The organism is Streptomyces sp. ISL-94, from assembly GCF_018614075.1.
In the GTDB taxonomy this organism is placed as follows: Bacteria; Actinomycetota; Actinomycetes; order Streptomycetales; family Streptomycetaceae; genus Streptomyces.
Window position 1 is genome coordinate 1 of the sequence record NZ_JAGGOZ010000051.1, and the last position, 21,419, is coordinate 21,419.

At 72.2% G+C, this 21,419-nt stretch carries 18 protein-coding genes; 12 read left to right on the forward strand and 6 right to left on the reverse strand.

Features of this window, described 5'->3' with window-relative positions; all coding sequences use genetic code 11:
- Positions 1-367 precede the first annotated feature (367 nt).
- From J7E94_RS17625 to J7E94_RS35725, 3 genes are all read right to left on the reverse strand, one after another.
- On the reverse strand, positions 368-571 hold the full coding sequence (locus J7E94_RS17625; protein WP_251056818.1) for a hypothetical protein: 204 nt from the start codon (positions 569-571) through the stop codon (positions 368-370).
- 120 nt (positions 572-691) lie between these two features.
- The gene (locus J7E94_RS17630) at positions 692-2,605 is read right to left on the reverse strand and encodes an MFS transporter (RefSeq protein ID WP_374224456.1); all 1,914 of its coding nucleotides are present in this window, start codon (positions 2,603-2,605) and stop codon (positions 692-694) included.
- Positions 2,606-2,708: 103 nt separating this feature from the next.
- Entirely contained in the window at positions 2,709-4,781 is a 2,073-nt protein-coding gene (locus J7E94_RS35725) for a hypothetical protein (protein WP_308345213.1), read from the reverse strand.
- 1,222 nt (positions 4,782-6,003) lie between these two features.
- Here J7E94_RS35725 and J7E94_RS17640 point away from each other — a divergent pair.
- The 3 genes from J7E94_RS17640 to J7E94_RS17650 all read left to right on the forward strand — a co-directional run bounded on the left by J7E94_RS17640 (position 6,004) and on the right by J7E94_RS17650 (position 8,297).
- Positions 6,004-6,741 carry a GPP34 family phosphoprotein gene (locus J7E94_RS17640; RefSeq protein ID WP_215016418.1) on the forward strand — a complete coding sequence of 246 codons (738 nt, stop codon included), beginning with the start codon at positions 6,004-6,006 and terminating at the stop codon, positions 6,739-6,741.
- A 247-nt stretch (positions 6,742-6,988) separates the two neighbouring features.
- Positions 6,989-7,873 (forward strand): helix-turn-helix transcriptional regulator, encoded by an 885-nt coding sequence (locus J7E94_RS17645; RefSeq protein WP_215016420.1) that lies wholly within the window; start codon positions 6,989-6,991, stop codon positions 7,871-7,873.
- Positions 7,874-8,087: 214 nt separating this feature from the next.
- Positions 8,088-8,297: a DUF397 domain-containing protein gene (locus tag J7E94_RS17650; protein ID WP_030706854.1), complete on the forward strand. Its 210-nt coding sequence runs from the start codon at positions 8,088-8,090 to the stop codon at positions 8,295-8,297.
- Positions 8,298-8,479: 182 nt separating this feature from the next.
- Here the strand turns inward: J7E94_RS17650 and J7E94_RS17655 are convergent, their stop codons facing one another.
- Positions 8,480-9,361 carry a hypothetical protein gene (locus J7E94_RS17655; protein ID WP_215016477.1) on the reverse strand — a complete coding sequence of 294 codons (882 nt, stop codon included), beginning with the start codon at positions 9,359-9,361 and terminating at the stop codon, positions 8,480-8,482.
- A gap of 182 nt (positions 9,362-9,543) precedes the next feature.
- Between J7E94_RS17655 and J7E94_RS17660 the strand changes: the two genes are divergently transcribed.
- The 7 genes from J7E94_RS17660 to J7E94_RS17690 all read left to right on the forward strand — a co-directional run bounded on the left by J7E94_RS17660 (position 9,544) and on the right by J7E94_RS17690 (position 18,486).
- On the forward strand, positions 9,544-10,791 hold the full coding sequence (locus J7E94_RS17660) for a PLP-dependent aminotransferase family protein (protein WP_308345215.1): 1,248 nt from the start codon (positions 9,544-9,546) through the stop codon (positions 10,789-10,791).
- 367 nt (positions 10,792-11,158) lie between these two features.
- Positions 11,159-11,941 carry an SDR family oxidoreductase gene (locus tag J7E94_RS17665; protein ID WP_215016424.1) on the forward strand — a complete coding sequence of 261 codons (783 nt, stop codon included), beginning with the start codon at positions 11,159-11,161 and terminating at the stop codon, positions 11,939-11,941.
- A gap of 40 nt (positions 11,942-11,981) precedes the next feature.
- Positions 11,982-14,558, forward strand: coding sequence for a bifunctional FO biosynthesis protein CofGH (locus J7E94_RS17670; RefSeq protein WP_215016426.1), 2,577 nt, complete (start codon positions 11,982-11,984; stop codon positions 14,556-14,558).
- A gap of 901 nt (positions 14,559-15,459) precedes the next feature.
- Positions 15,460-16,611, forward strand: coding sequence for an ADP-ribosylglycohydrolase family protein (locus J7E94_RS17675; protein WP_308345224.1), 1,152 nt, complete (start codon positions 15,460-15,462; stop codon positions 16,609-16,611).
- A 365-nt stretch (positions 16,612-16,976) separates the two neighbouring features.
- Positions 16,977-17,837, forward strand: a complete 861-nt coding sequence (locus J7E94_RS17680) for an LLM class F420-dependent oxidoreductase (protein ID WP_215016428.1) — start codon at positions 16,977-16,979, stop codon at positions 17,835-17,837.
- An 85-nt stretch (positions 17,838-17,922) separates the two neighbouring features.
- Positions 17,923-18,204: a type II toxin-antitoxin system Phd/YefM family antitoxin gene (locus tag J7E94_RS17685; protein ID WP_251056819.1), complete on the forward strand. Its 282-nt coding sequence runs from the start codon at positions 17,923-17,925 to the stop codon at positions 18,202-18,204.
- Positions 18,205-18,207: 3 nt separating this feature from the next.
- Positions 18,208-18,486: a type II toxin-antitoxin system RelE/ParE family toxin gene (locus J7E94_RS17690; RefSeq protein ID WP_215016431.1), complete on the forward strand. Its 279-nt coding sequence runs from the start codon at positions 18,208-18,210 to the stop codon at positions 18,484-18,486.
- On the opposite strand, the gene J7E94_RS17695 is transcribed toward J7E94_RS17690, so the two are convergent.
- Positions 18,434-19,684 (reverse strand): MFS transporter, encoded by a 1,251-nt coding sequence (locus J7E94_RS17695; protein WP_215016433.1) that lies wholly within the window; start codon positions 19,682-19,684, stop codon positions 18,434-18,436. The genes J7E94_RS17690 and J7E94_RS17695 overlap by 53 nt on opposite strands.
- Before the next feature lie 22 nt (positions 19,685-19,706).
- Positions 19,707-20,144 carry an ATP-binding protein gene (locus J7E94_RS17700; protein ID WP_215016435.1) on the reverse strand — a complete coding sequence of 146 codons (438 nt, stop codon included), beginning with the start codon at positions 20,142-20,144 and terminating at the stop codon, positions 19,707-19,709.
- A 126-nt stretch (positions 20,145-20,270) separates the two neighbouring features.
- On the opposite strand from J7E94_RS17700, the gene J7E94_RS17705 reads away from it, so the two are divergent.
- Positions 20,271-21,107 carry a helix-turn-helix transcriptional regulator gene (locus J7E94_RS17705; RefSeq protein WP_215016437.1) on the forward strand — a complete coding sequence of 279 codons (837 nt, stop codon included), beginning with the start codon at positions 20,271-20,273 and terminating at the stop codon, positions 21,105-21,107.
- On the forward strand, positions 21,104-21,412 hold the full coding sequence (locus J7E94_RS17710; RefSeq protein WP_215016439.1) for a DUF397 domain-containing protein: 309 nt from the start codon (positions 21,104-21,106) through the stop codon (positions 21,410-21,412). The genes J7E94_RS17705 and J7E94_RS17710 overlap by 4 nt, the downstream gene beginning before the upstream one ends.
- Positions 21,413-21,419: the final 7 nt, after the last annotated feature.

Genomic DNA, 21,419 nt, shown 5'->3' on the forward strand with positions numbered 1-21,419 from the left:
GGGTGGCGGGGGTGGCGGGGCCGGTCGGGGCGTCGGCCGCGAAGGCGTGGGCGGACGGGAGGGCCAGGACGGTGACGGCCCCGGCTGCGACGGCGGCGGTGCGGATGGTGGCGCGCATGGATGGTTCCCCTCGGATCGGCGTCGCCTGGTCTCGGTCCGGGCCAATCACCCCTTTGTGGTGGTTTGGCCTGGCGACAACGTCGACGTTACGAGGGGTATGTGTGCGTCATCCGTCGGCAATGTAACGGTTGTCCGGATACTCTCCCGCGAGAGACATCAAGAGCCCCGGGCGGGACCAAAGTCCCTGGTCACGGACATGCGAAAGCCCTCCCGGCCGGAACCGGAAGGGCCAATGCGTCGCACGGAATCAGCTCAGGCCTCTGCTGCGTTCGCCGATACGGTCACCCTGTGGAGTGCCGGCCCGCTTGAGGGCCGCCTTCGTATGCGCTCCACCCTTCACCTTGCTCCGTACCGGGCCTTCGAAGCCGTGACCCGGCGCATGCGGCTGCGGGACCTGCTCCTGCGCCTTGGCAATGGCCGCCTGAACGTCCTGCTTCAGCTCTTTGCCCATCCCGTCGTCAACTCCTTCGGGAAGCACCCAATCGGACTACTGGGATGGTATGCACATATAGGGCTGAACGCACCCGGACCAGTGTGTAACAAATCCGGCCGACCGAGGATCCAGAATGGGTCAGGGCCTGGGCGGAGCAGGGCGCTCCGGCACCCCCAGCGCGGCGTTGACCAACTCCTCCGGGCAGGGCGTACCGCGCGGCAGCTGGTACTTCGCCGCCACCCGGTACTCCCCCGGCGCCGGCGCCAGCAGCTCCGTCCACACATCGCCCGCCTCGTCCGGAGCCGCCTTGAACAGGCACCCGACCGCGTTCGTGTACTGCTTCGGCACGGACCCCCGAGCCTTCGAAGCGAAGGACTCCTGCGGCGGCGCCACCGCCTTGCCCGAGCCGTCCACCAGCCCCAGCCACGGCGAGTGCGGGATCCGGACCAGCACCCGTCCGGCCCGCTTCACGTCGACGACGAGCTGATCGGCGCCCGCCCGCACCACCGTCGCCGGCCCGGACACCAGGTTCGTCGGCTCGGCGACCTTGAAGAGCCGCCAGTTCGCGTCGCCCCACACCTGCCGGAGGTACGGGAGCCCCTCGCCGACCAGCCGCGCCTCGGCCTCCCCGCCCGAGTCCGGCTTGTCCGCGGGCAGCACCACGTAGTGCACGGCCCAGCGCTCCAGCCACTCCCGGTAGCTGTCGGCGGTGAGGCTGTCGTCGTAGAAGAGCGGGTTCCGCTCCAGGTCGGCCTGCCGGTTCCAGCCGCGCGCGAGGTTGACGTACGAGGGGAAGGCGGAGGACTCGCGGTGGCTGCTGGCCGGGACCACCTCGACCCGGCCGCGGTCGGCGCCCGCCTTCTGGAGCTGGTCGACGAGCGGGGCCAGCTCGCGGTTCCAGGCGGCCACCGGGGTGGTGCGGACGATGTCCGTGATGCTGTTGGTGGTGATCCACATGTTCATCCCGGCGAAGGCCAGCAGCAGCGCGTACCAGCGCCGCGAGCGCGGGACCTCGTACGGGAGGGCCGCGAGCAGCACCGCCCCGCCGAACAGCATGACCAGCCGGGTCACGTTCGAGCCGATCTGGGAGTCGATCGCCCAGGTCAGGAAGGTCCCGAAGGCGTACACGGCGGAGGCGATGCGGACCGTCTTCCACCGCTTGGGCACCAGGAAGAGGATCGCCAGCGCGAACACGAACGGCAGCCAGGCCGAGCCCAGCTTCATCGGCTGCGTCCCGGAGAAGGGGAACAGCCAGGCCGACAGCCCGACCACGGCCACCGGGGCCAGCCCCAGCGCGTACGCACCCGGGCGCCGGCCGCTCAGGAACAGCGCGGCCGCGATCACCCCGAGGAAGAGCCCGGCCACCGGGCTGGAGGCGGTCGCGAGCCCGGCCAGCGGGGCCGCCGCTGCGGCCTTGGCCCAGCGGCGCTCCGCCCACTTGCGGGGCCAGCAGAAGACGGCGGCGACGGCGCCGAGCGCGACCACCACGCCGAGGCCGAAGGTGACGCGGCCGGACAGGGCGTTGCACAGCAGCCCGTACACCCCGGCCAGGGCGGGCCACAGCGGCTCGCGCACGGCGCCGCGGCAGCGGGTGAGGATCAGCGCGAACAGCCCGGCCGAGACGGTGCCCGCGATCATCATCGTGGTCCGGACGCCGAGCACGTGCATGAGGTACGGGGAGACCACGCTGTACGAGACGGGGTGCATGCCCCCGTACCAGGCGAGGTTGTACGCCGAGTCGGGATGGCGGCCCACGAACTCGGCCCAGGCGTCCTGCGCGGCGAGGTCGCCGCCGCTGTTGGCGAAGCTGAAGAACCAGGCGACGTGCAGCGCCCCCGCGAGGAGGGTGGCGACGGCGACGGGGTGGCGGCGGAGCCGGTCGAGGCCGCGACGCACCATGCCGCGGGCGGCGGCGTCCGCGGCGGAACCGGCGGCGGAACCGGCGGCCGAATCGTCCGCCGGGTCGGACGCGGAGTCTGGCGCGGCATCGGAGCCGGGAGCCGGCGGGGCGCCGCCCGGCCGGGGTCGGTCCTGCTGCTCAGCGGTGGTCACGGCCGCACTCCCCAACACCTCGGTCCATTAAGGTCCCGCTCCCAAGACGCGTCCCGGCGCCCCGAGGTTGCCCGGGACGCCGGATCCACGCTCCCACCTGCCGTCAGCCGACGCGCGTCAGCTTGCTGCCGATACCCGGCGCGGCGAGGTCGCTCTGCAGTGCCACCGGCACCTTCACCTGGCTGGCGCCTTCACCCACGGTGAGCATGCCGATCTCGGTGCCGGCCTTGGCGGTCTGCGGGAGCTTGCCGCCGCCGTCGCCGAGCTTCACGTTCACGGTGAGCGTGGCCCAGCCGATCGCCTGCACGTCGGCGGTGGCGACGACCGGCGTCCGGCCGCCGAGCCCGTCGTCCACGTAGCCCACGACATCACCCTTCTTCACGACGGGCGCGCCTTCGAGGGCCTTCTGGGTGCCGATCAGGAGCTGCTTGCTCGCGGCGAGCACACTGTCGATGATCGGCGGCTTGTGCTGGCCGAGGACGGCTCCGACGATCAGCTGGTTGGTGTTGCCGATCCTCTTCTGGGCGGCGAAGAGGAGGTTTCCGCCGGCCTTCGTCGTCGTACCGGTCTTGATGCCGAGCGAGTCGTTGAACGGGACCAGGCCGTTCCAGTTCCGCCACTTCTTGCCCGACGGATCGATCCATTCCGGCTTCTTGGTGATTTCGAGCAGCGTTTCCATCTCGACCAGCTTCAGGCCCAGCTTCACCTGGTCCTCGGCGGTGCTGACGGTGGTCGCGTCCAGGCCCGAGGGGTCGGTGTAGGTGGTGTTGCCCATGCCGAGTTCCTTGGCGGTGTCGTTCATCTTCTTGACGAACGCCTCCTGGGAACCGGAGTCCCAGCGCGCGAGCAGCCGCGCGATGTTGTTGGCCGACGGGATCATGAGGGCGGCGATCGCGTCGTACTCCGAGATCTTGTCGCCCTCCTTGACCGTGTCGAGGGTGGATTCGTTGTCGGTCGAGTTGTTCTTCTTGCCCTCGGCCTCGGCCGTCTTGTCGACGTCGATCATCGCGCCCTGCTCACCCTTCTTGACGGGGTGGTCGCGCAGGATGATGTACGCCGTCATCGACTTGGTGACGCTCGCGATCGGGACCGGCTTCTGCTCGCCGGACTGGCCGAGCGTGCCGAGGCCGGCGGCGGCCATGTAGGCCTGGCCGTCGGTGGGCCAGGGCAGATCCGGCTTGGAGCCGCCGAAGGTGTACGAGGACTTCGCGGTCATCACGAGCTGAGGCTGGGGCAGGGGGCGCACCAGCTGCACGACGGCGAGGATGATCGCCAGGAGCACGACGAGCGGGAAGTAGATCTTGAACCGCCGGATGGCGGTACGCAGCGGGCTCGGCGGCGGGGGCGGGTTGTTGGTGAGGTCCGCCAGCATGTCGAGCGGCGGCTTGGGCGGCAGCGGCTGCTGGGTGGTCCGCTCGACCCGCTCCGCGGAGGACGGCGTGGGGGCCGGGGCGGGCGCCGGCGGCTTCACCGCCTGCCCCGGCTCGTCGGTCCGCAGCGGTACGAAGGTACTGGCCTTGGGAGTACTGGCCTTGGGGGTACTGGCCTTGGGCTGGACGGCCCGGAAGGCGGCGGTCCGCTCGGAGTCGGCGGACTCCACGTCCGCGGAAGCGGAATCCGTCTTCGGCAGCCGGAACACCCCGGTCCGCTCGCGCTCGGCGGGCTCCCGGACGGCGTCCGCCGACGCGCCGGCGGAACCGGAACCCGGCTTGACGGCCCGGAACACGGCAGTTCGCTCCGAGTCGCCGGCCTCGGGGGCCTTCGGTGCCTCGGGGGCTTTGGCGGATGAGGCCGGAGCGGGCGGCTTCACGGCCCGGAACACGGCGGTGCGCTCCGAGTCGGCCGACTCGACGGCGGAACCGTCGGGCTTGGCCTCAGCCTCCGGCTTGCCGGCGGGCTTCACCGCGCGGAACACCGCGGTGCGCTCGGAGTCTGCCGACTCCGAAACGGAATCGGCCTCGGCGGCCGGCGCGGGAGCCGCGGGGGTGGGCTTCACGGCCCGGAACACGGCGGTGCGCTCAGAGTCGGCGGCCTCAGAACCGGAGCCCTCGGCGGCCGCGGCCGCAGCGGAAGCGGAACCCTTCGCGGCACGGAACGCGGTGGGGCGCTCCGAGACGACGGGTTCCTTGGCCGGGGCATCCGACGCAGGAACCGAATCCTTGCCGGCACGGAACACGGCAGTGCGCTCCGAAGTGGCGGGCTCGTCAACCACGGAGTCCGACGCAGAAGCGGAACCCTTCCCGGCACCCAACCCGGTGGGGCGCTCCGAGACGACGGGTTCCTTGGCCGGGGCATCCGACGCAGGAACCGAATCCTTGCCGGCACGGAAGGCGGTGGTGCGCTCGCTGTCGGCGGGTGCGGCCGCCGGGCCGGTGGAAGCGGAATCCGAAGTCGCAGGTTCGGCGGCCGACTCCACCCGTCCGGAGGACCCGGCGCGGTCGGGGCCGGCCTTGGGCGCCGTCGTCTCGCCACCCGATGCAGAGTCCGCTGCGCGCTCGGAGTCAGAGTCAGAGTCAGAGCCGGACCCGTCGGCCGTGGCGACCCACGCCGCCACCGCATCCCGCAGCGGATCCCGCTTCCCGCCATCCGCAGCGGCAGCGTCGCCCACACCGGTATCGGCAGCGCCATCGACACCGTCAGCCGCACCGGCATCGGCATCGCCACGCGCAACGGCGCCGTCAGCCGTACCGGCGTCGGCGCCAGCCGTCGCACGAGGAGCGGTAGCGGCACCGGCACCGCCATCCGCACCGGCATCGCCACGCGCAGCGCCATTGGCATCGCCACGCGCAGCGGCATCCGCACCGGCAGCGCCATCGGCACCGTCAGCCGTACCGGCATCCGCACCGGCACCGGCCGTCGCACGAGCACCGGAACCGCCATCCGCACCATCCGCCACACCGGCATCGGCATCGCCACGCGCAACGGCACTGGCACTGGCACTGGCACTGGCACTGGCACCGGCAGCGCCACCGGCACCGGCCGTCGCACGAGCACCGGAACCGGTAACGGCGCCGGCGTCGCCATCCGCAGCGCGATCGCCATCGCCACCCACACCGGCAGCCACAGCGGCAGCGCCACCGGCAGCGCGATCGCCCTCGGCCTTCGGGTCCCTCGGCCGGAACACCGACAGCCTCGGGTCGCGCCCCTCGGAGGACTCCGCAGCCCCCGGCGCTCCTTCATCTACCGACTTGTCGGGGGACTCGCCCGCCACCAGTTCCTCCTCCATCGTCGCCACGCCCGGCTGTCCGAATGTCTAACAGTGTCCCGTCTAGGGGGCATCGCCCCCGTGCTAGACGAGAACGACATAGCTGCGGGTTCCCCCACAAAGCGGCCACGCGCTCTCGACAGATGAATGTGAGAGGCGTCACCCTGTCACTCATCCACGCGGGGAGGCATGGATGGGCAGGAGCCGCAGAACAATTCCGGAGGAGCTTCTGCTGCTCGCCTTGGACCCGGCCACGGGTACCACGGCGCAGCCGCAGTCGCTCGACCTCGGCCTGGCCGGGGCACAGCTAGTGGAGCTGGCTCTGGCAGGACGGATAGCCCCTGACGGGGATCGTATCGCCGTGGTGATGCCACGGCCGACAGGAGATCCGACTCTGGACTCCGCACTGGAACTGCTGCGCAGGCGCGGCAGCCCGGTACGGGCCGTCCACTGGATCGGCGGACCCCGCCTGGGGCTCCGCCAGATTTACCTCGCTCATCTGGAGCGTTGCGGCATGGTCCATGCCGTCGCGGGACAGATGTGCGGGGTGTTGCCGACAACTCGCTACCAGGCGACGGACACGACGATCAGCCGGGAGATCCGTGCCCGGCTCGACAGCGCGATCCGCACCGGCGTACCGCCGGACCCGCGGACCGCGGCGCTCGCCGCACTGGCCCACGCGGTCGGACTCGGCAAGCACCTGTACCCCGGCAACGAGGGGCGGTCGTCCAGATCCCGGCTGCGGGACCTGATCCGGCACGACCCGATGGGCGGACTCGTGGCGCACGCCGTGATGGACGTCCAGAACGGTGTGGCCGTACAGCCGCGCCGTGACCGCGCTCCGGCACCGCCGGCCGCCCGGGCCACGGCCGGAAGCGTCCCGCTGCAGCCGCGCCGGACCGGTGCGATGGCCCGCGCGGCCGCGCACTGATCCACGCGACCCACCCGCTCCACCCGAGTCACCCGATTCACCTGCTCCATCGCAACGCCAACGCACCGCCAACGCACCGCCAACGCACCGCCGGCGCGCGGGGTTGGCGAGGCCGGTTCCCCGGCCCCGCCGCCCCGCGCGTCTGTTTTTCCCAGCCGTTCCCCAGCGCCGCCGGGCGCTTCGGTGGCAGTCTGCTCAACATCAGACACGCAGAGAGACAGCAACAGAAGGCGGAGGTGCCGTTCACGTGGCGTCCAATGTCAATCCCACCGTCCGACGCCGCCGACTGGGCATGGAGTTGCGCAAGCTCCGCGAAGACAAGGGCATGACGGCCGAGCAGGTCGCCGAACGCCTCCTCGTCTCCCAGTCCAAGATCAGCCGACTGGAGAACGGTCGCCGCTCCATCAGCCAGCGCGACGTCCGCGACCTGTGCGAGGTGTACGAGGTGGAGGATCCCCGGCTCGTGGACTCGCTCATGCAGATGGCGAAGGACTCCCGCCAGCAGGGCTGGTGGCACGCCTTCGGCGACATCCCGTACAGCGTCTACATCGGCCTCGAGACGGACGCCGCCAGCCTGCGTACGTACGAGCCCCTCGTGATCCCGGGACTGCTCCAGACCACGGAGTACGCCCAGTCCCTCGTCCGCGGCGCCTGGCCGGAGACCGCCCCGGTCGACGTGGAGAAACGCGTCCAGGTGCGGATGCACCGGCAGAAGCGGCTCTCCGCGACGGACAACAACAATCCGGAGCTCGGGCCGCTGCGCCTGTGGGCCGTCATCGACGAGGCCGCGCTGCGCCGGGAGGTGGGCGATGCCGAATTGATGATCCGGCAGCTCGAGTACTTGATAGAGCAGTCGCAGCAGCCGCACGTCACGGTGCAGGTGATGCCCTTCTCGCTGGGCGCGCATCCGGGCGTCAACGGCCAATACGCCATCCTGGAATTCCCGGACGCGTCGGACTCGACCGTGGTCTACATCGAGGGCGTGACGAGCGACCTGTACCTGGAGAAGGCCAACGACGTGCAGAAGTACAGCGTGATGTACGAGCACTTGCGCGCCCAGGCCCTCAATGTCGACCAGACACAGCAGTTCATCTCCGGAATCATCGGCCAATATGCGGGCAAGGTGAAATGAATCCGCAGAAAACCGGGGAGTTCACCCGGGGCGTGGCAGGCCGGGGCGGCACGGTACACCGTCACTACCCGGCCGCAGAAGGCCTGAATGGAATATGCCACTCGGTCGGGTGAACGATCCCTTCACCTATCAGGAGCTGCGGGTAGCGTCGATCACGTCAGCCGGAGAAGTGGCCGACACACCAACGGAACTACTCGCTGAACCGGAGAGAAACATGGCTATTCGCCAGGGCGCCACGGACAACTGGATCAAGTCCTCGTACTCCGCCAACGGCGCCTGCGTCGAGGTCAAGTCCCCCGTCATGGAGGCCATCGCGGTGCGCGACTCGAAGGTGCAGGACGGCCCGTCCCTCACCTTCGCGCCCGGCTCCTGGACCTCGTTCGTCGCCGATGTCACCGAGGGCCGGCTGGGACGCCTCGCCTGAACGTCACTGCATGCGTCCCCACCATCCGGACCGTCCCAACAGTCCAACCGCCCCATCAGTACGACCGGCACCACCAGCACCACCGCACGGAGCCCTCTCGACCGGCCCGCCGTCCTGGCCGAGGGGGCTCGGCCATGTCCGGACGACCCGGCCGCGACCGCCGCTTGCCGCGCTTACCGCGCTTACCGCAACTGGTCGACGTACCGGTCGGTCCCCGGCACCGTGGGGATGAACGGCGCCACCAGCTCCACCCGCCCCAGCCCCGCCTCCGCGACCTCCGCGTCCAGCCCCAGGAAGCGGTCCCAGCAGGTCCGGGGGTCCGCCTCCAGGAACCAGAGCAGCGTGAGCCGGGTGTCGACCCCCTCGACCTGCTTGACGTACGTCATCCGGTCCCCGGGCAGCGGCGTCGGCCGGAAGACCGTCACCATCGCGGCCGGGGAGCCCTGCAGCCGCTTCGGCAGCGCACGCGAGCGCAGCCACTCCAGCAGCTCGGCCCGCTGCTCGGGCCCGTCGGCGTCGACGACCTGGAGGACGAGCCCGGCGTACGGGTGGTCGAGCGCATGGAAGTCCCGGGGGCCCGCCGCGCCGTCGCGGTAGACGGTGGCCGCGTGGTCCTGGAAGGCCGTGAAGACGTGCGTGCGGTCCTGGCAGACCCGGCCGTCGCGGCCCAGCCGCTTGTTGATGCCGACGGTCCACTTCATGTGCTCGTCGTAGCGGCCCTCGGTGACCCAGTACGTCGATATGTAGCACCCGGCGGTGACGGGCTGGGCGACGGCCGACTTCTCGGGGTAGCGCAGCTCCTGGAGCTCCCGGGTGGCCACCCAGCGGCGGCCGGCGTACATCCACGGCATGGCCATGGCGCCGGCGTAGTAGTGGTCGTCCTCGTACCAGCGGTTGTACGCGTACTCGTGGCCCGGGTGGGGTTCCACCATGGTGATCAGGGCATGGCCGGGGCGGACGCCATAAGGGCCGACGGCCGCCAGCTCGGCGTAGTCGTCGACGCGGGTGTCGTCCTGCCGCCGGCCGTCGCCGTCCTCAAGGTCTTTGCGGTCCTTGGGGTCCATGGATTCCTTGGGGTCCTTGCGGTCCTGCTCTCGTCTGGTCATGGGACCGGTCTAGCTGATGCTGCGTCAGATGGGGAGGGGGCGTGGACGGTCCCACCACCGGGATCAGGATGCGAAACATAGATGCCGTCTGCATCTTTCTGCCGCTACGATGCGCGCACCCGACTCCCCGAGGAGCCCCCGTGCCTGCTGCCGCCGCGGTCGCCACCGCCGTCGCCACCGCCGTCGCCTCGCCGCCGCCCGCGTTCGCCGCCCGCGCCGCCTCGGTGGGGGGTTCTCCCGTACGCGAGATCCTCGCGCTCACCGAACGCCCCGGGGTGATCTCCTTCGCCGGCGGCCTCCCCGCGCCCGAGCTCTTCGACACCGAGGGCCTGCGGGCCGCGTATGACGCCGCCTTCGCGGCCTCCGCGCGGCGGGCGCTCCAGTACTCCACCACCGAGGGCGCCCCGGAGCTGCGCGCGGCTGTCGCGGACCGGGCGACCGCGCGGGGCCTGGCCACGGGCCCGGACGACGTGCTCATCACCTCGGGCTCGCAGCAGGCGCTCACGCTCATCGCGGCCACCCTGGTCGATCCGGGGGACGTGGTCCTGGTCGAGAACCCCACCTACCTGGCGGCCTTGCAGTGCTTCGGGCTGGCGGGGGCCCGGGTGATAGCCGTCCCCTGCGATGAGCAGGGGATCCTCCCGGACGCCCTGGCCGACATCGTCGCGCGGGAGCGCCCCAGGCTGCTCTACACCATCCCCACCTTCCAGAACCCGACGGGACGCACCCTGCCGGCCGCCCGCCGGGCGGCGATCGCGCAGACGGCGGCGCGGCTCGGGCTGTGGCTGGTCGAGGACGACCCGTACGGGGACCTCCGCTACGAGGGGGACCACGTCCCGTGGCTCGCCGCCCACCCGGGGGCGGAGGACCGTACCGCGCTGCTCGGCAGCTTCTCGAAGGTCATGGCGCCGGGGCTGCGGCTGGGCTGGCTGCGCGCACCGGCGGCGCTGCGGCGGGCGGCGGTGGTCGCGAAGCAGGCGGCCGACCTGCACACCTCGACGGTGGACCAGCTGGCCGCCGCGCACTACCTGGCCGAGGTGGACCTGGACGCCCACGTCGCGCGGGTCCGCGCGGCCTACCGGGCCCGCCGCGACGCCCTCCTGACGGGCCTGCCCGAAGCCCTCCCGGCCGGCTCCGAGTGGAACCGCCCGGAGGGCGGCATGTTCGTCTGGGCCCGCCTCCCGGAGGGCCACGACGCGACGGCCCTCCTCACCTCGGCCCTCACCCACGACGTGGCCTTCGTCCCGGGCTCCCCCTTCTTCACGGGCCCCCCGGACCCGCGCACCCTCCGCCTGTCCTTCACGACGCACACGCCGCAGGAGATCACGGAGGGCCTGAAGCGACTGGGGGCGGCGGGCTCCTCGGCCGGGGTGACGTCGAACCGGTGACCCGCCAGGCGGAATCCCCTGGTGGCGACATGCGCATGCCGGCGCCGATACCGTCCCCTGATCACGACACCTCGGGGCGACAGTTCCCTGCACGTGCGGCGCTCACGACCGGCCCCCGGCCTCCGCCTCGCCCTGGCGGCGGCCGCCGCCACCCTGACCGCTGTCGGCTGCACGGCGACACCCGGGCCGTCGGGCGCGGGCACCGCCGCGCCGCCGGCGTCCGCGACGAGGCCCACGCCCGGATGAACCGGGCAACGGCACCCGCCTGCCAGGCCCCTTCCCGGCCCGCCCCTTCCCAACCCACCCCGCCTCCCCTAGCCTGACGGACCGTCAGATTTATCTTCCGCGCGCGCACCGGAGGCCCGTCATGCTGCTTCAAGGGAAGACCGTCATCGTCTCCGGCGTCGGGGCCGGGCTCGGGCATCAAGTGGCCGCCGCCGTGGTGCGGGACGGCGGGAATGCCGTGCTCGGGGCGCGGACCGAGGCGAATCTGGCCAAGGCTGCGGCCGAGATCGATCCCGGCGGGGCGCGCACCGCGTACCGGCCCACCGACATCGGGGACGAGGGGCAGTGCCGGGCCCTTGCCGCGCTGGCCGTCGAGCGGTTCGGCGGGGTGGACGCCGTCGTGCACGTCGCCGCCTGGGACTCGTACTTCGGCGGGGTGGAGGACGCCGACTTCGGGACCTGGCAGCAGATCATCGACGTCAATCTCCTGGGGACCCTGCGGATGACCCGGGCCTGTCTGCCCGCCCTCAAGGAGCGCGGCGGCTCCGTCGTCATCATCGGGACGCAGTCCGCCATCGCCGCGCCCAACGAGGTGCAGCAGGCCGCCTACGCCGCCTCCAAGGGGGCCCTGACCTCCGCCATGTACTCCATGGCCCGCGAGCTCGGCCCCCACCGGATCCGGGTCAACACCGTGCTGCCCGGCTGGATGTGGGGGCCGCCCGTGCAGGCGTTCGTCACCTTCACCGCCCATACGGAAAAGGTTCCGGAGGCCGAGGTGCACAAGCGGCTGACCGAGCGCATGGCGCTGCCCGACCTCGCCACCGACGGGGACGTCGCCGACGCCGCCGTGTTCCTCTCCTCCGACCGGGCGCGGGCGATAACCGGCCAGTCGCTGCTGGTCAACGCCGGTGAGGTGATGCGATGACGCAGCCCGTGCCCGCGCGGGCGGATCGTATGCTCGGCCCATGACCACTCCGAGTGACGCTCCGACCGAAAACGCGATGCGCCGCGCGCTCCGGCGGGCCCGCGACGGCGTCGCGCTCGACGCGACCGAGGCGGCCGTACTCCTCCAGGCGCGCGGCGAGGACCTGAAGGTCCTCGCCGCCTCCGCCGCACGGGTGAGGGACGCCGGGCTCGCCGCCGCCGGGCGGCCCGGTGTCATCACCTACTCCCGCAAGGTCTTCATCCCCCTCACCCGCCTCTGCCGCGACAAGTGCCACTACTGCACCTTCGTGACCGTGCCCGGCAAGCTCCGCAAAAGCGGCCACGGGATGTACCTCTCCCCCGACGAGGTCCTCGACATCGCCCGCCAAGGCGCGGCGATGGGCTGCAAGGAAGCCCTGTTCACGCTGGGCGACCGCCCCGAGGACCGCTGGCCCGAGGCCCGCGAGTGGCTCGACGCCCACGGCTACGACGACACCCTCGCCTATGTGCGCGCCATGGCGATCCGGGTGCTGGAGGAGACGGGGCTGCTGCCGCACCTCAATCCCGGCGTCCTGTCGTGGTCCGATCTGCAGCGGCTGAAGCCCGTCGCGCCCAGCATGGGCATGATGCTGGAGACCACCGCCACCCGCCTGTGGTCCGAGCCCGGCGGCCCCCACCACGGCTCCCCGGACAAGGAGCCGGCCGTCAGGCTGCGGGTGCTGGAGGACGCGGGCCGGTCGAACGTCCCGTTCACCACCGGGGTGCTGATCGGCATCGGCGAGACGTACGAGGAGCGCGCGGACGCCTTCTTCGAACTCCGCCGGATCCAGCGCAGCTACCACGGCATCCAGGAGGTCATCGTCCAGAACTTCCGCGCCAAGCCGGACACCGCCATGCGCGGCATGCCGGACGCGGAGCTGGAGGAGCTGGCCGCCGCCATCGCCGTCGGCCGCCACATCCTGGGGCCCAGCGCCCGGATACAGGCACCGCCGAACCTGGTGGACGCCGAGTACGCGCTGCTCATCGGCGCGGGCATCGACGACTGGGGCGGGGTGTCGCCGCTGACCCCCGACCACGTCAATCCCGAGCGCCCCTGGCCGCACATCGAGGAGCTGGCCGAGCGGACCGCCGCCGCCGGTTTCGAGCTGCGCGAACGGCTGACGATCTACCCGGAGTTCCTCCAGCGGGGCGAGCCCTGGCTGGACCCCCGGCTGCTGCCGCACGTACGCGCACTGGCCGACGTACGGACCGGCCTGGCGGATGAGGGCGCGCCCGTCGAGGGGCGGCCCTGGCAGGAACCGGAGGAGGGCTTCACGGCGTACGGGCGCACCGACCTGCACGCCGCCATCGACACCGAGGGCCGCACCGGGGACCGCCGCGAGGACTTCGACCACGTCTACGGGGACTGGGAGGCGCTGCGCGAGGCGGCCGCTCCCGGGATGGTCCCGGAGCGCATCGACACGGACGTACGGGCCGCGCTCGCGCAGGCCGCCGACGACCCGACGCGCCTCACCGACGAGCAGGCGCTGGCCCTGCTGCACGCGGACGGGCCGGCGCTGGACGCCCTGTGCCGGATCGCGGACGACCTGCGGAAGTCGGTGGTCGGGGACGAGGTCACCTACATCGTCACGCGCAACATCAACTTCACCAACGTCTGTTACACCGGCTGCCGCTTCTGCGCCTTCGCCCAGCGCCGCACGGACGCCGACGCCTACACCCTGTCGCTGGACCAGGTCGCCGACCGCGCCGCCCAGGCCTGGGAGGTGGGCGCGGTCGAGGTGTGCATGCAGGGCGGCATCCACCCGGACCTGCCGGGGACGGCGTACTTCGACATCGCGCGGGCGGTGAAGCAGCGGGTCCCCGGCATGCACGTGCACGCCTTCTCCCCGATGGAGGTCGTCAACGGTGCCACGCGTACGGGGATGTCCGTACGGGACTGGCTGACGGCGGCCAAGGAGGCCGGGCTGGACTCCATCCCGGGTACGGCGGCGGAGATCCTGGACGACGAGGTCCGCTGGGTGCTGACCAAGGGCAAGCTGCCGGCGGCGGACTGGATCGATGTCGTCACGACGGCGCACGAGCTCGGGATCCGCTCCTCGTCGACCATGATGTACGGGCACGTGGACCAGCCGCGGCACTGGCTCGGGCACTTCCGCACGCTGGCCCGGATACAGCAGCAGACCGGCGGTTTCACGGAGTTCGTGACGCTGCCGTTCATCCACACCAACGCGCCCGTGTACCTGGCGGGCATCTCCCGGCCGGGGCCGACCGTGCGCGACAACCGTGCGGTGACGGCAATGGCCCGGATCCTGCTGCACCCGTACATCCCCCACATCCAGACGAGCTGGGTGAAGCTGGGCGCGGAGGGCGCGGCCGAGATGCTGCGGTCGGGGGCGAACGACCTGGGCGGGACGCTGATGGAGGAGACCATCTCGCGGATGGCGGGGTCGAGTTACGGCTCGTACAAGTCGGTGCAGGAGCTGATCGCGGTCGCGGAGGCGGCGGGGCGGCCGGCGAAGGCGCGTACGACGCTGTACGGGGAGGTCCCGGAGGAGCGGCAGCGGGCGGCCCTGGCCTCGGACGGGCACCTGCCGGAGCTGCTGCCCGTACTGGACTGACCTGCCATACGCGGCCGGGCCCGGCCGGGGGCGGGTTCCGGCCGGGCCAGCCAGGGGCCTGCGGCGGCCGGGTGGGAGGCCGGCCAGGCGGCTGAAAATATTCGGATTCCGGCCGTTCTCCGCTCATTTACGGGCCGCTTGACAGGCTGCTTTCGAATTTCGACTGAACCTGTCCACTAAAGTGCGCGCCAATGCAGGCACGTTCGGGGGGACGGTGGCGGCGGTGGCCGAGGTGAACGAAGTGATCGGTACAGGCATGACGGGCGGGACGGACGCACCGGGCGAGGCCGAGCCCCTCGGCGGCGCCGTGCCCCTCGGCGGCGCCGTGCCCTTCGGCGGCGCCGTGCCCGGATCGAGCGCGGTGGCCGAAGCCGGCCCTGCGGGCGCCCTGTACGCAGTCGGCCCCGCAGGCGTCGTGGCCGGACCCGGCCCCCGGGCCGCATCCGGCGAAGCCGGGCCTGACGGCGCGCTGCACGCAGTCGGCCCCGCAGGCGCCACGACCGGACCCGGCCCCCGGGGCGCATCCGGCGAAGCCGGCCCTGACAGCGCGCTGCACGCAGTCGGCCCCGCAGGCGCCACGACCGGACCCGGCATCGGCGCCGCATCCGGCGAAGCCAGCCCTGACGGCGCGCTGCACGCAGTCGGCGCTGGAGGCGCCACGACCGGACCCGGCCCCCGGGGCGCATCCGGCGAAGCCGGCCCTGACAGCGCGCTGCACGCAGTCGGCCCCGCAGGCGCCACGGCCGGACCCGGCATCGGCGGCCCCACGGCCGACCCCGGCACCGCAAGCGGGCTCGGCGAAGCCGGACCTGGCGGCGGGCTGCGCAGAGCCGGGGTCGCGCAGGCGGCTGAGGCCCCCGGTAGCGGGCCGGACGCTCCGGCCGCGCGGGTGGCGGGCGGGGTGCGGAGTCCGGGGTCGCGCACCGGGCTGTGGGGGCGGTTCGAGCAGCAGGACTTCCGGAGCCGGGTGCGCGGGGCGCTGCTCGGGGGCGCCATAGGCGACGCCCTCGGGGCCGCCGCCGCGCCGGGCCGCGGGTCCGAGGGGCCGCACGGGGCCGGGCCCGCCGGGCCGGGCCGCGGGCCGGAGGGGCCCGAGGGGCCGACCTGGGCCGGGGCCGGCGCGCGCGGGCGGGTCGGTGCCGCCACGCAGCTCACGCTGTTCACCGTGGACGGGCTCATACGGGCCCACGTCCGCCGGGACACCGGTGCCTGGCATCCGCCCACCGACATCCACCGGGCGTACCTCCGATGGGCCGCCACCCAGCACGACTGGGGTCCCGACGAGCGCCGCAAGGACAACGGCTGGCTCGCGCAGCAGGAGTGGCTCTACACCCGCCGCAACCCCGACCGCGCCTCCATGACCGGCTTCGGCGACGCCGTCATCGGCACCCTCGACAAGCCGAAGAACCCCACCGCCCGGGACGCGGCCGCCGCCACCCGCTCGGCGCCGTTCGGGCTGCTCGTCGGCTGGGAGCCCGCCCTCGTCCTGCAACTCGCGGTCGAGTGCGCCGCGCAGAGCCACGGCCACCCCGGCGCCTACCTCTCGGCCGGCGCCTTCGCCGTCATCGTGCACGCACTGACCCGCGGCGACTCCCCCGACACCGCAACCCACCGCGCCCTCGCCCTGCTCGCCGCCCGCCCCGGCCACCAGTCCGTCACCGATGCCCTGCAGCGCGCCCTTTCGGCCGTCACCCAGGGCCCGCCGACCCCCGAGCGCCTCCGAACCCTCTTCCCCACGGGCGGCGCTGACGCCGAGGACACCCTCGCCGTCGCCGTCTACTGCGCCCTCGTCGCCGAGGACATCCCGCACGGGCTGCACCTCGCCGTCGGCCACGGCGGGGACCCGGCCGCCGCCGGCGCCCTCTGCGGGGCCCTGCTCGGCGCCCTGCACGGCGAGACGGCCCTTCCGGCCGCCCGACTCGCCGAGCTCGAAGGCCGCGCCACGCTGCTCGAACTCGCCGACGACTTCGCCCTGGAGATGACCCAGGGCCCGGCCCTCCACGGCCCGGCCGTCTCCACCCCCGGCTGGACCGAAAGGTATCCCCCGCTTTAGAACCATCCACGGCCATAAGGCTGTTACGCCCGCGTCCGCCCGACAGGGAGCTGATAACCGGCCTGCGCCTGTGCCCCGAAGACCGCCCGTGCCAGGAGAAGACGCCGCGCGGGAAGCGGATGCACCAGCAGGGCGACGACGCCCACCTGACGTCGGACGGCATGGCGTACGCCACTCCGTGGCTAGAGCACCAGCTGCACAAGGCCGTCGACGCGCAGCAGAAGCCCGCCTGACCGCGGCCTCCCGCCGGCGGCGCCTTACCGGCACCACCGGCGGGTACCGGCCTCCTCCCCTGACGCCCCCTCACCTTTCGTAAGCTCACCCCGTACCGTTGCGGTTCCCACGTCTCGGAGGTGCCTGAAGCCATGCGGATCGCCACGACCGTCTTCCTCACCGACCGCACCGTCTCGCCCGTCCGCCTCGCCCGGAGCCTGGAGGAGCGGGGCTTCTCCGGCCTCTACCTCCCCGAGCACACGCACATCCCGGTCACCCGCGACACCGGCGCGCCCATGGGCGGCGAGCTCCCCGAGATGTACGGGCGCACCCTCGACCCCTTCGTGGCCCTGGCGCAGGCCGCCGCCGTGACCGAGCGGCTCCGCCTCGGCACCGGGATCACCCTGGTCGCCCAGCACGACCCGATCGACCTCGCGAAGCAGATCGCCACGCTGGACCACCTGTCCGGCGGCCGCTTCACCCTCGGCATCGGATACGGCTGGAACGTGGAGGAAGCCGCCGACCACGGCGTCGAGTGGGGCACCCGCCGGGAGCTGGTCCGCGACCGGATGGCGCTGATGCGCGCCCTGTGGGCCCCCGAGCCCACGGCGTACGTCGGCGAGTTCTCCTCGGTCCAGGCCAGCGCCGCCCACCCCAAGCCGGTCCAGGCCCCGCGCGAACTGGGCCCCGGCGTCCCCCTCTACGGCCCCCGCACCCTGATCGGCGGCGCGGCCGGCCCGAAGCTCTTCACCGCCATCGCCGACCACGCCGACGGCTGGCTCCCGATCGGCGGCCGCGGCCTGTCCGAGTCCATGCCGGTGCTGCGCGAGATCTGGGAAACCGCGGGCCGCGACCCGAAGACCCTCCAAGTGATCCCGTACGCCGTCCAGCCCACCCCTGGCAAGCTGTCCCACTACGCCGACCTCGGCCTGGAGGAGATCGTCCTCCAGCTCCCCTCGGCCGGAGAGCCGGAGATCCTGCGCGCCCTGGACGACTTCGCCCAGTACCTCTGACCTGCGGTGCGGGCCGGGGATGGAGGCGCGGGGTCCACCTTGGCGCTCGCCGAGCAGGTTCATGTACATCTGGTACATTCATTGCATGAGTGAGCCTGTGATCGAGTCGATGGCAGAGGTACGCGGCCACCTTGCGGACGCCATAGACCGCGCACGCCGCGAGGGAGTTCCCACGATCATCACGCGGCGCGGCAAGCAGGAGGCCGTCGTGATCGACATCGACGAGTACCAGCGGCTTCGCCGCCTCGCCGACGAGGCCGAGGAGGCCTGGTTGACCAGCCTGGCCGACGAGGCCGAGAGCGAGGGTGTCGAGGGATCGGTGTCGCTTGAGGAGATGGCCGCCATCCTCCGGGACGAGCAGGCCTGACCCATGGGGTACGTCACCCGGTTCACTCCACACGCACAACGCGACTTGCTCAAGGTCCCCTGCCCGGACGCCGTGCGGATCCTGCACCGGCTCGCCGAACTGCAGAAGGCCCTCACCGCGGCGGACACGGCAGCGTTCGACATCAAACCCCTGCAAGGTCACGCCACGCGCTGGCGCCTCCGCATCGGCGACTACCGCGTGGTCTACACCGTCGAGGACGACCGGCTCATCATCTGGGTGCTGGCAGCGGGACACCGCCGCGAGGTGTATCGCGACCGCTGAAGCGGACTCCTGGCAGGAGGAACGGGGTGGCCAGGAGCAGCACGCCGGCGATGCCGATCGCGGTGCGCGGGCCGGTGGCGGCGGCCAGGGCGCCCCACAGGGCGGTCAGTGCGGCGATGGCGGCGGTGCCCGTCACCTTCCAGGCCACCAGGACCCGCCCGATCCGCTCGGTCGGCACGCGCTGGAGGCGTTCGGTCGCGAACAGCGGGTTGAAGACACCGATGCAGGTGATCATGACCAGTTCGACGGCGATGACCAGGGCCATGCCGGCGGCGCCGGGCATGACGAAGACCAGCCCGACGGGCCACACCGCGCGCAGCGCCCCGGAGGTGAGCAGGACGCGGCGGCGGCCGTGGCGGGCTTCGAGGCGCGGGGCGATCCGGGCGCCGACGAAGCCGCCGAGGCAGGGCAGGCCGAAGGCGAGCCCGTACTGCCAGGCCGCCCAGCCCAGGTGATCCAGCAGCAGGACGGCCAGCAGCGGCTCGGTGGCCATGATCAGCGCGTTGACGGCCACGGTGTTCCAGAACAGCGGGCGCAGCTGCCGGTCGCCGTGGATGAACCGCCAGCCCCTGACCAGGTCCGCGGCCCGGAACTTCTCGGCCCCGGCCCGCTCGGGTGTGGCTTCCTTGTGGCGGATCGCGCCGATCCCGAGCGCCGACAGCAGGAACCCCACGGCGTTGGCGGTCACGGTGACCACGGGCCCCAGGAGGCTGACGGCCGCGCCACCCAGGGTCGGGCCGACCGCCGTGGCGGTCCAGGCGGTCGACTCGAAGCGGCCGTTGGCCACCAGCAGCTGGTCCGGCCGCACGAGCTGCTTGAGGTAGGCCCCGCCTGCGGCGGTGAACGCGATGTTCGCTGCCGAGCCGATCACCGAGACGACCAGCAGCTGCGTGTAGGTCAGCCGGCCGGCGAAGTAGGCGACCGGAATCGTCAGCAGGGCCCCGAACCGCACCAGGTCAGCGGCGATCATGACCGGTTTCTTGCGCTGCGCCTCGACCCACGGGCCGAGCGGGAGCGCGAGGAGCGCGCCGACCGCCAGGCCGGCAGCCGCCAGGGCAGAGACCGCGGCCGGGCCGACGTGGAGCACCTGGATCGCGATCAGCGGGAACGCACCGAACCCCAACCAGGTGCCGGCCGTGGAGGCGGTGAACGCCGACCACAGCCATCCGAACGAGCGCCCGAGCTGCTGCCGCGCCATGGCGAACCTCCCCTTCGTTCCTCTACCGGACGCCGCCCGCCGGCGTGATCTCGGCCCAGACAGTCTTGCCGATCAGGCGGTCGAGCACGCCCCAGTCGGTGGCCACGGCGTCGACGATACGGAGGCCGTAGCCCGTTTCGGCCTGGTAGGCGTGCGGCTGGAGGGCGGGGCGGCGGTCGCGGCGGGCATCGGAGACCTCGATGCGGAGGAGGCCCGTCAGCAGGGTCATGCGCAGTTCGAAGTCCCGGCCGGGAACGCGGCCGTGGGTGACGGCGTTGGCGGCCAGCTCGGCGACGAGGAGCCCGGCGTCGGCGGAGAGCGCGGTGGACTCGGGGATCCCCCACTCGTGCAGTTCCACGAGGGCCAGCTGCCGGGCGAGCCGGGCCCCGCGGTGGGTGGCAGAGAAACGCTGAGTGAACATGCGTACGAAGGTCACGGCGGGGCCGGAGGGTGCGGTCATGGTGCACAACGTCCCGTGCGACCAGGGGAGTTCCCAGCACGTCACCTACTACTTTTCAACTGTACGAGTCCACTCTCTGGACAGTAGCGGTCACCGTCCGTGAACCTGGCTGCGGAGGTGACCGCGATGACGCATGCCGACGAGAGCGGTGACGGCGAGGTCGAGCCGGACAACGACCTACGGAACTTCGGGGAGATGGTCAAGGCCTCCCGCAAACGGGCCCGCCTGACCCAGGAGCGGCTGGCCGAGGCGATCCGCTACTCGGTGCAGTACGTCGGCTCGGTCGAGCAGGGCCGACGCCATCCGTCGACGCGGTTCGTCGACCGGGCGGAGGTGGCACTGGACACGTACGGCGTGCTGCGCATCGCCGCGCAGCAGATGGCCCGGAAGCGGGGGCTGGCGAGGTGGTTCCGCAGGTGGGCGGAGCTGGAGGAGAAGGCCCGCACCCTCAATACCTACGAATCACGGTCGATTCCTGGCCTGTTACAGACCGAGGCCTACGCCCGCGCCCTGGTCGAGGCCGTCCTGCCGCCGCCCACCGCCGAGGAGGCGGAGGCCCGCATCACGGCCCGGCTGAACCGGCAGCGACTCCTGTACCGGACTCCGTACACGGTCTTCAGCTTCATCATCGACGAGGCGGTGATCCTCCGGCAGACCGGCGGCCCCGAGGTGACCCGCGAGCTGATCGACCACCTGCTGGAGTGTGCCCGGCTGCCCAACGTCGATCTGCAGGTCATGCCGCTGGTCAGCCCCGAGCATGCGGGCCTCGGCGGCTCCTTCCAACTCCTCGAAACCGAGGATCACGAATGGGCGGGGTACAGCGAGGGCCAGCAGTCGGGCCGGGTGCTGACCGACCTGAAAGACGTAAGCCTCCTTCACCAGCGGTATGCCAAACTTCGCATCCAGGCCCTCAATCCTGCGGATACCGTGGGCCTGTTGATGCGATTGCGAGGATCCCTGTGAACAGCTCCCGACTCCGGTGGTTCAAGAGCAGCTACAGCAGTGGTGACGGCGACAGCTGCGTCGAGATCGCGCTCTCCTGGCACAAGTCGACGTACAGCGGCAGTCAGGGTGACAGCTGCGTGGAGGTCGCCCTCCCCTGGCACAAGTCCACCCACAGCAGCGGCGACGGCGACGACTGCGTCGAGGTCGCCGCCTGCGCCGACACCATCCACATCCGGGACTCCAAGGTGACGGCCGGCCCCGAGCTGGCGGTCAGCCCCGGCGCCTGGACCGGTTTCCTCGGCGGGGTCACGGGCGCCCGCTGACTTCGTA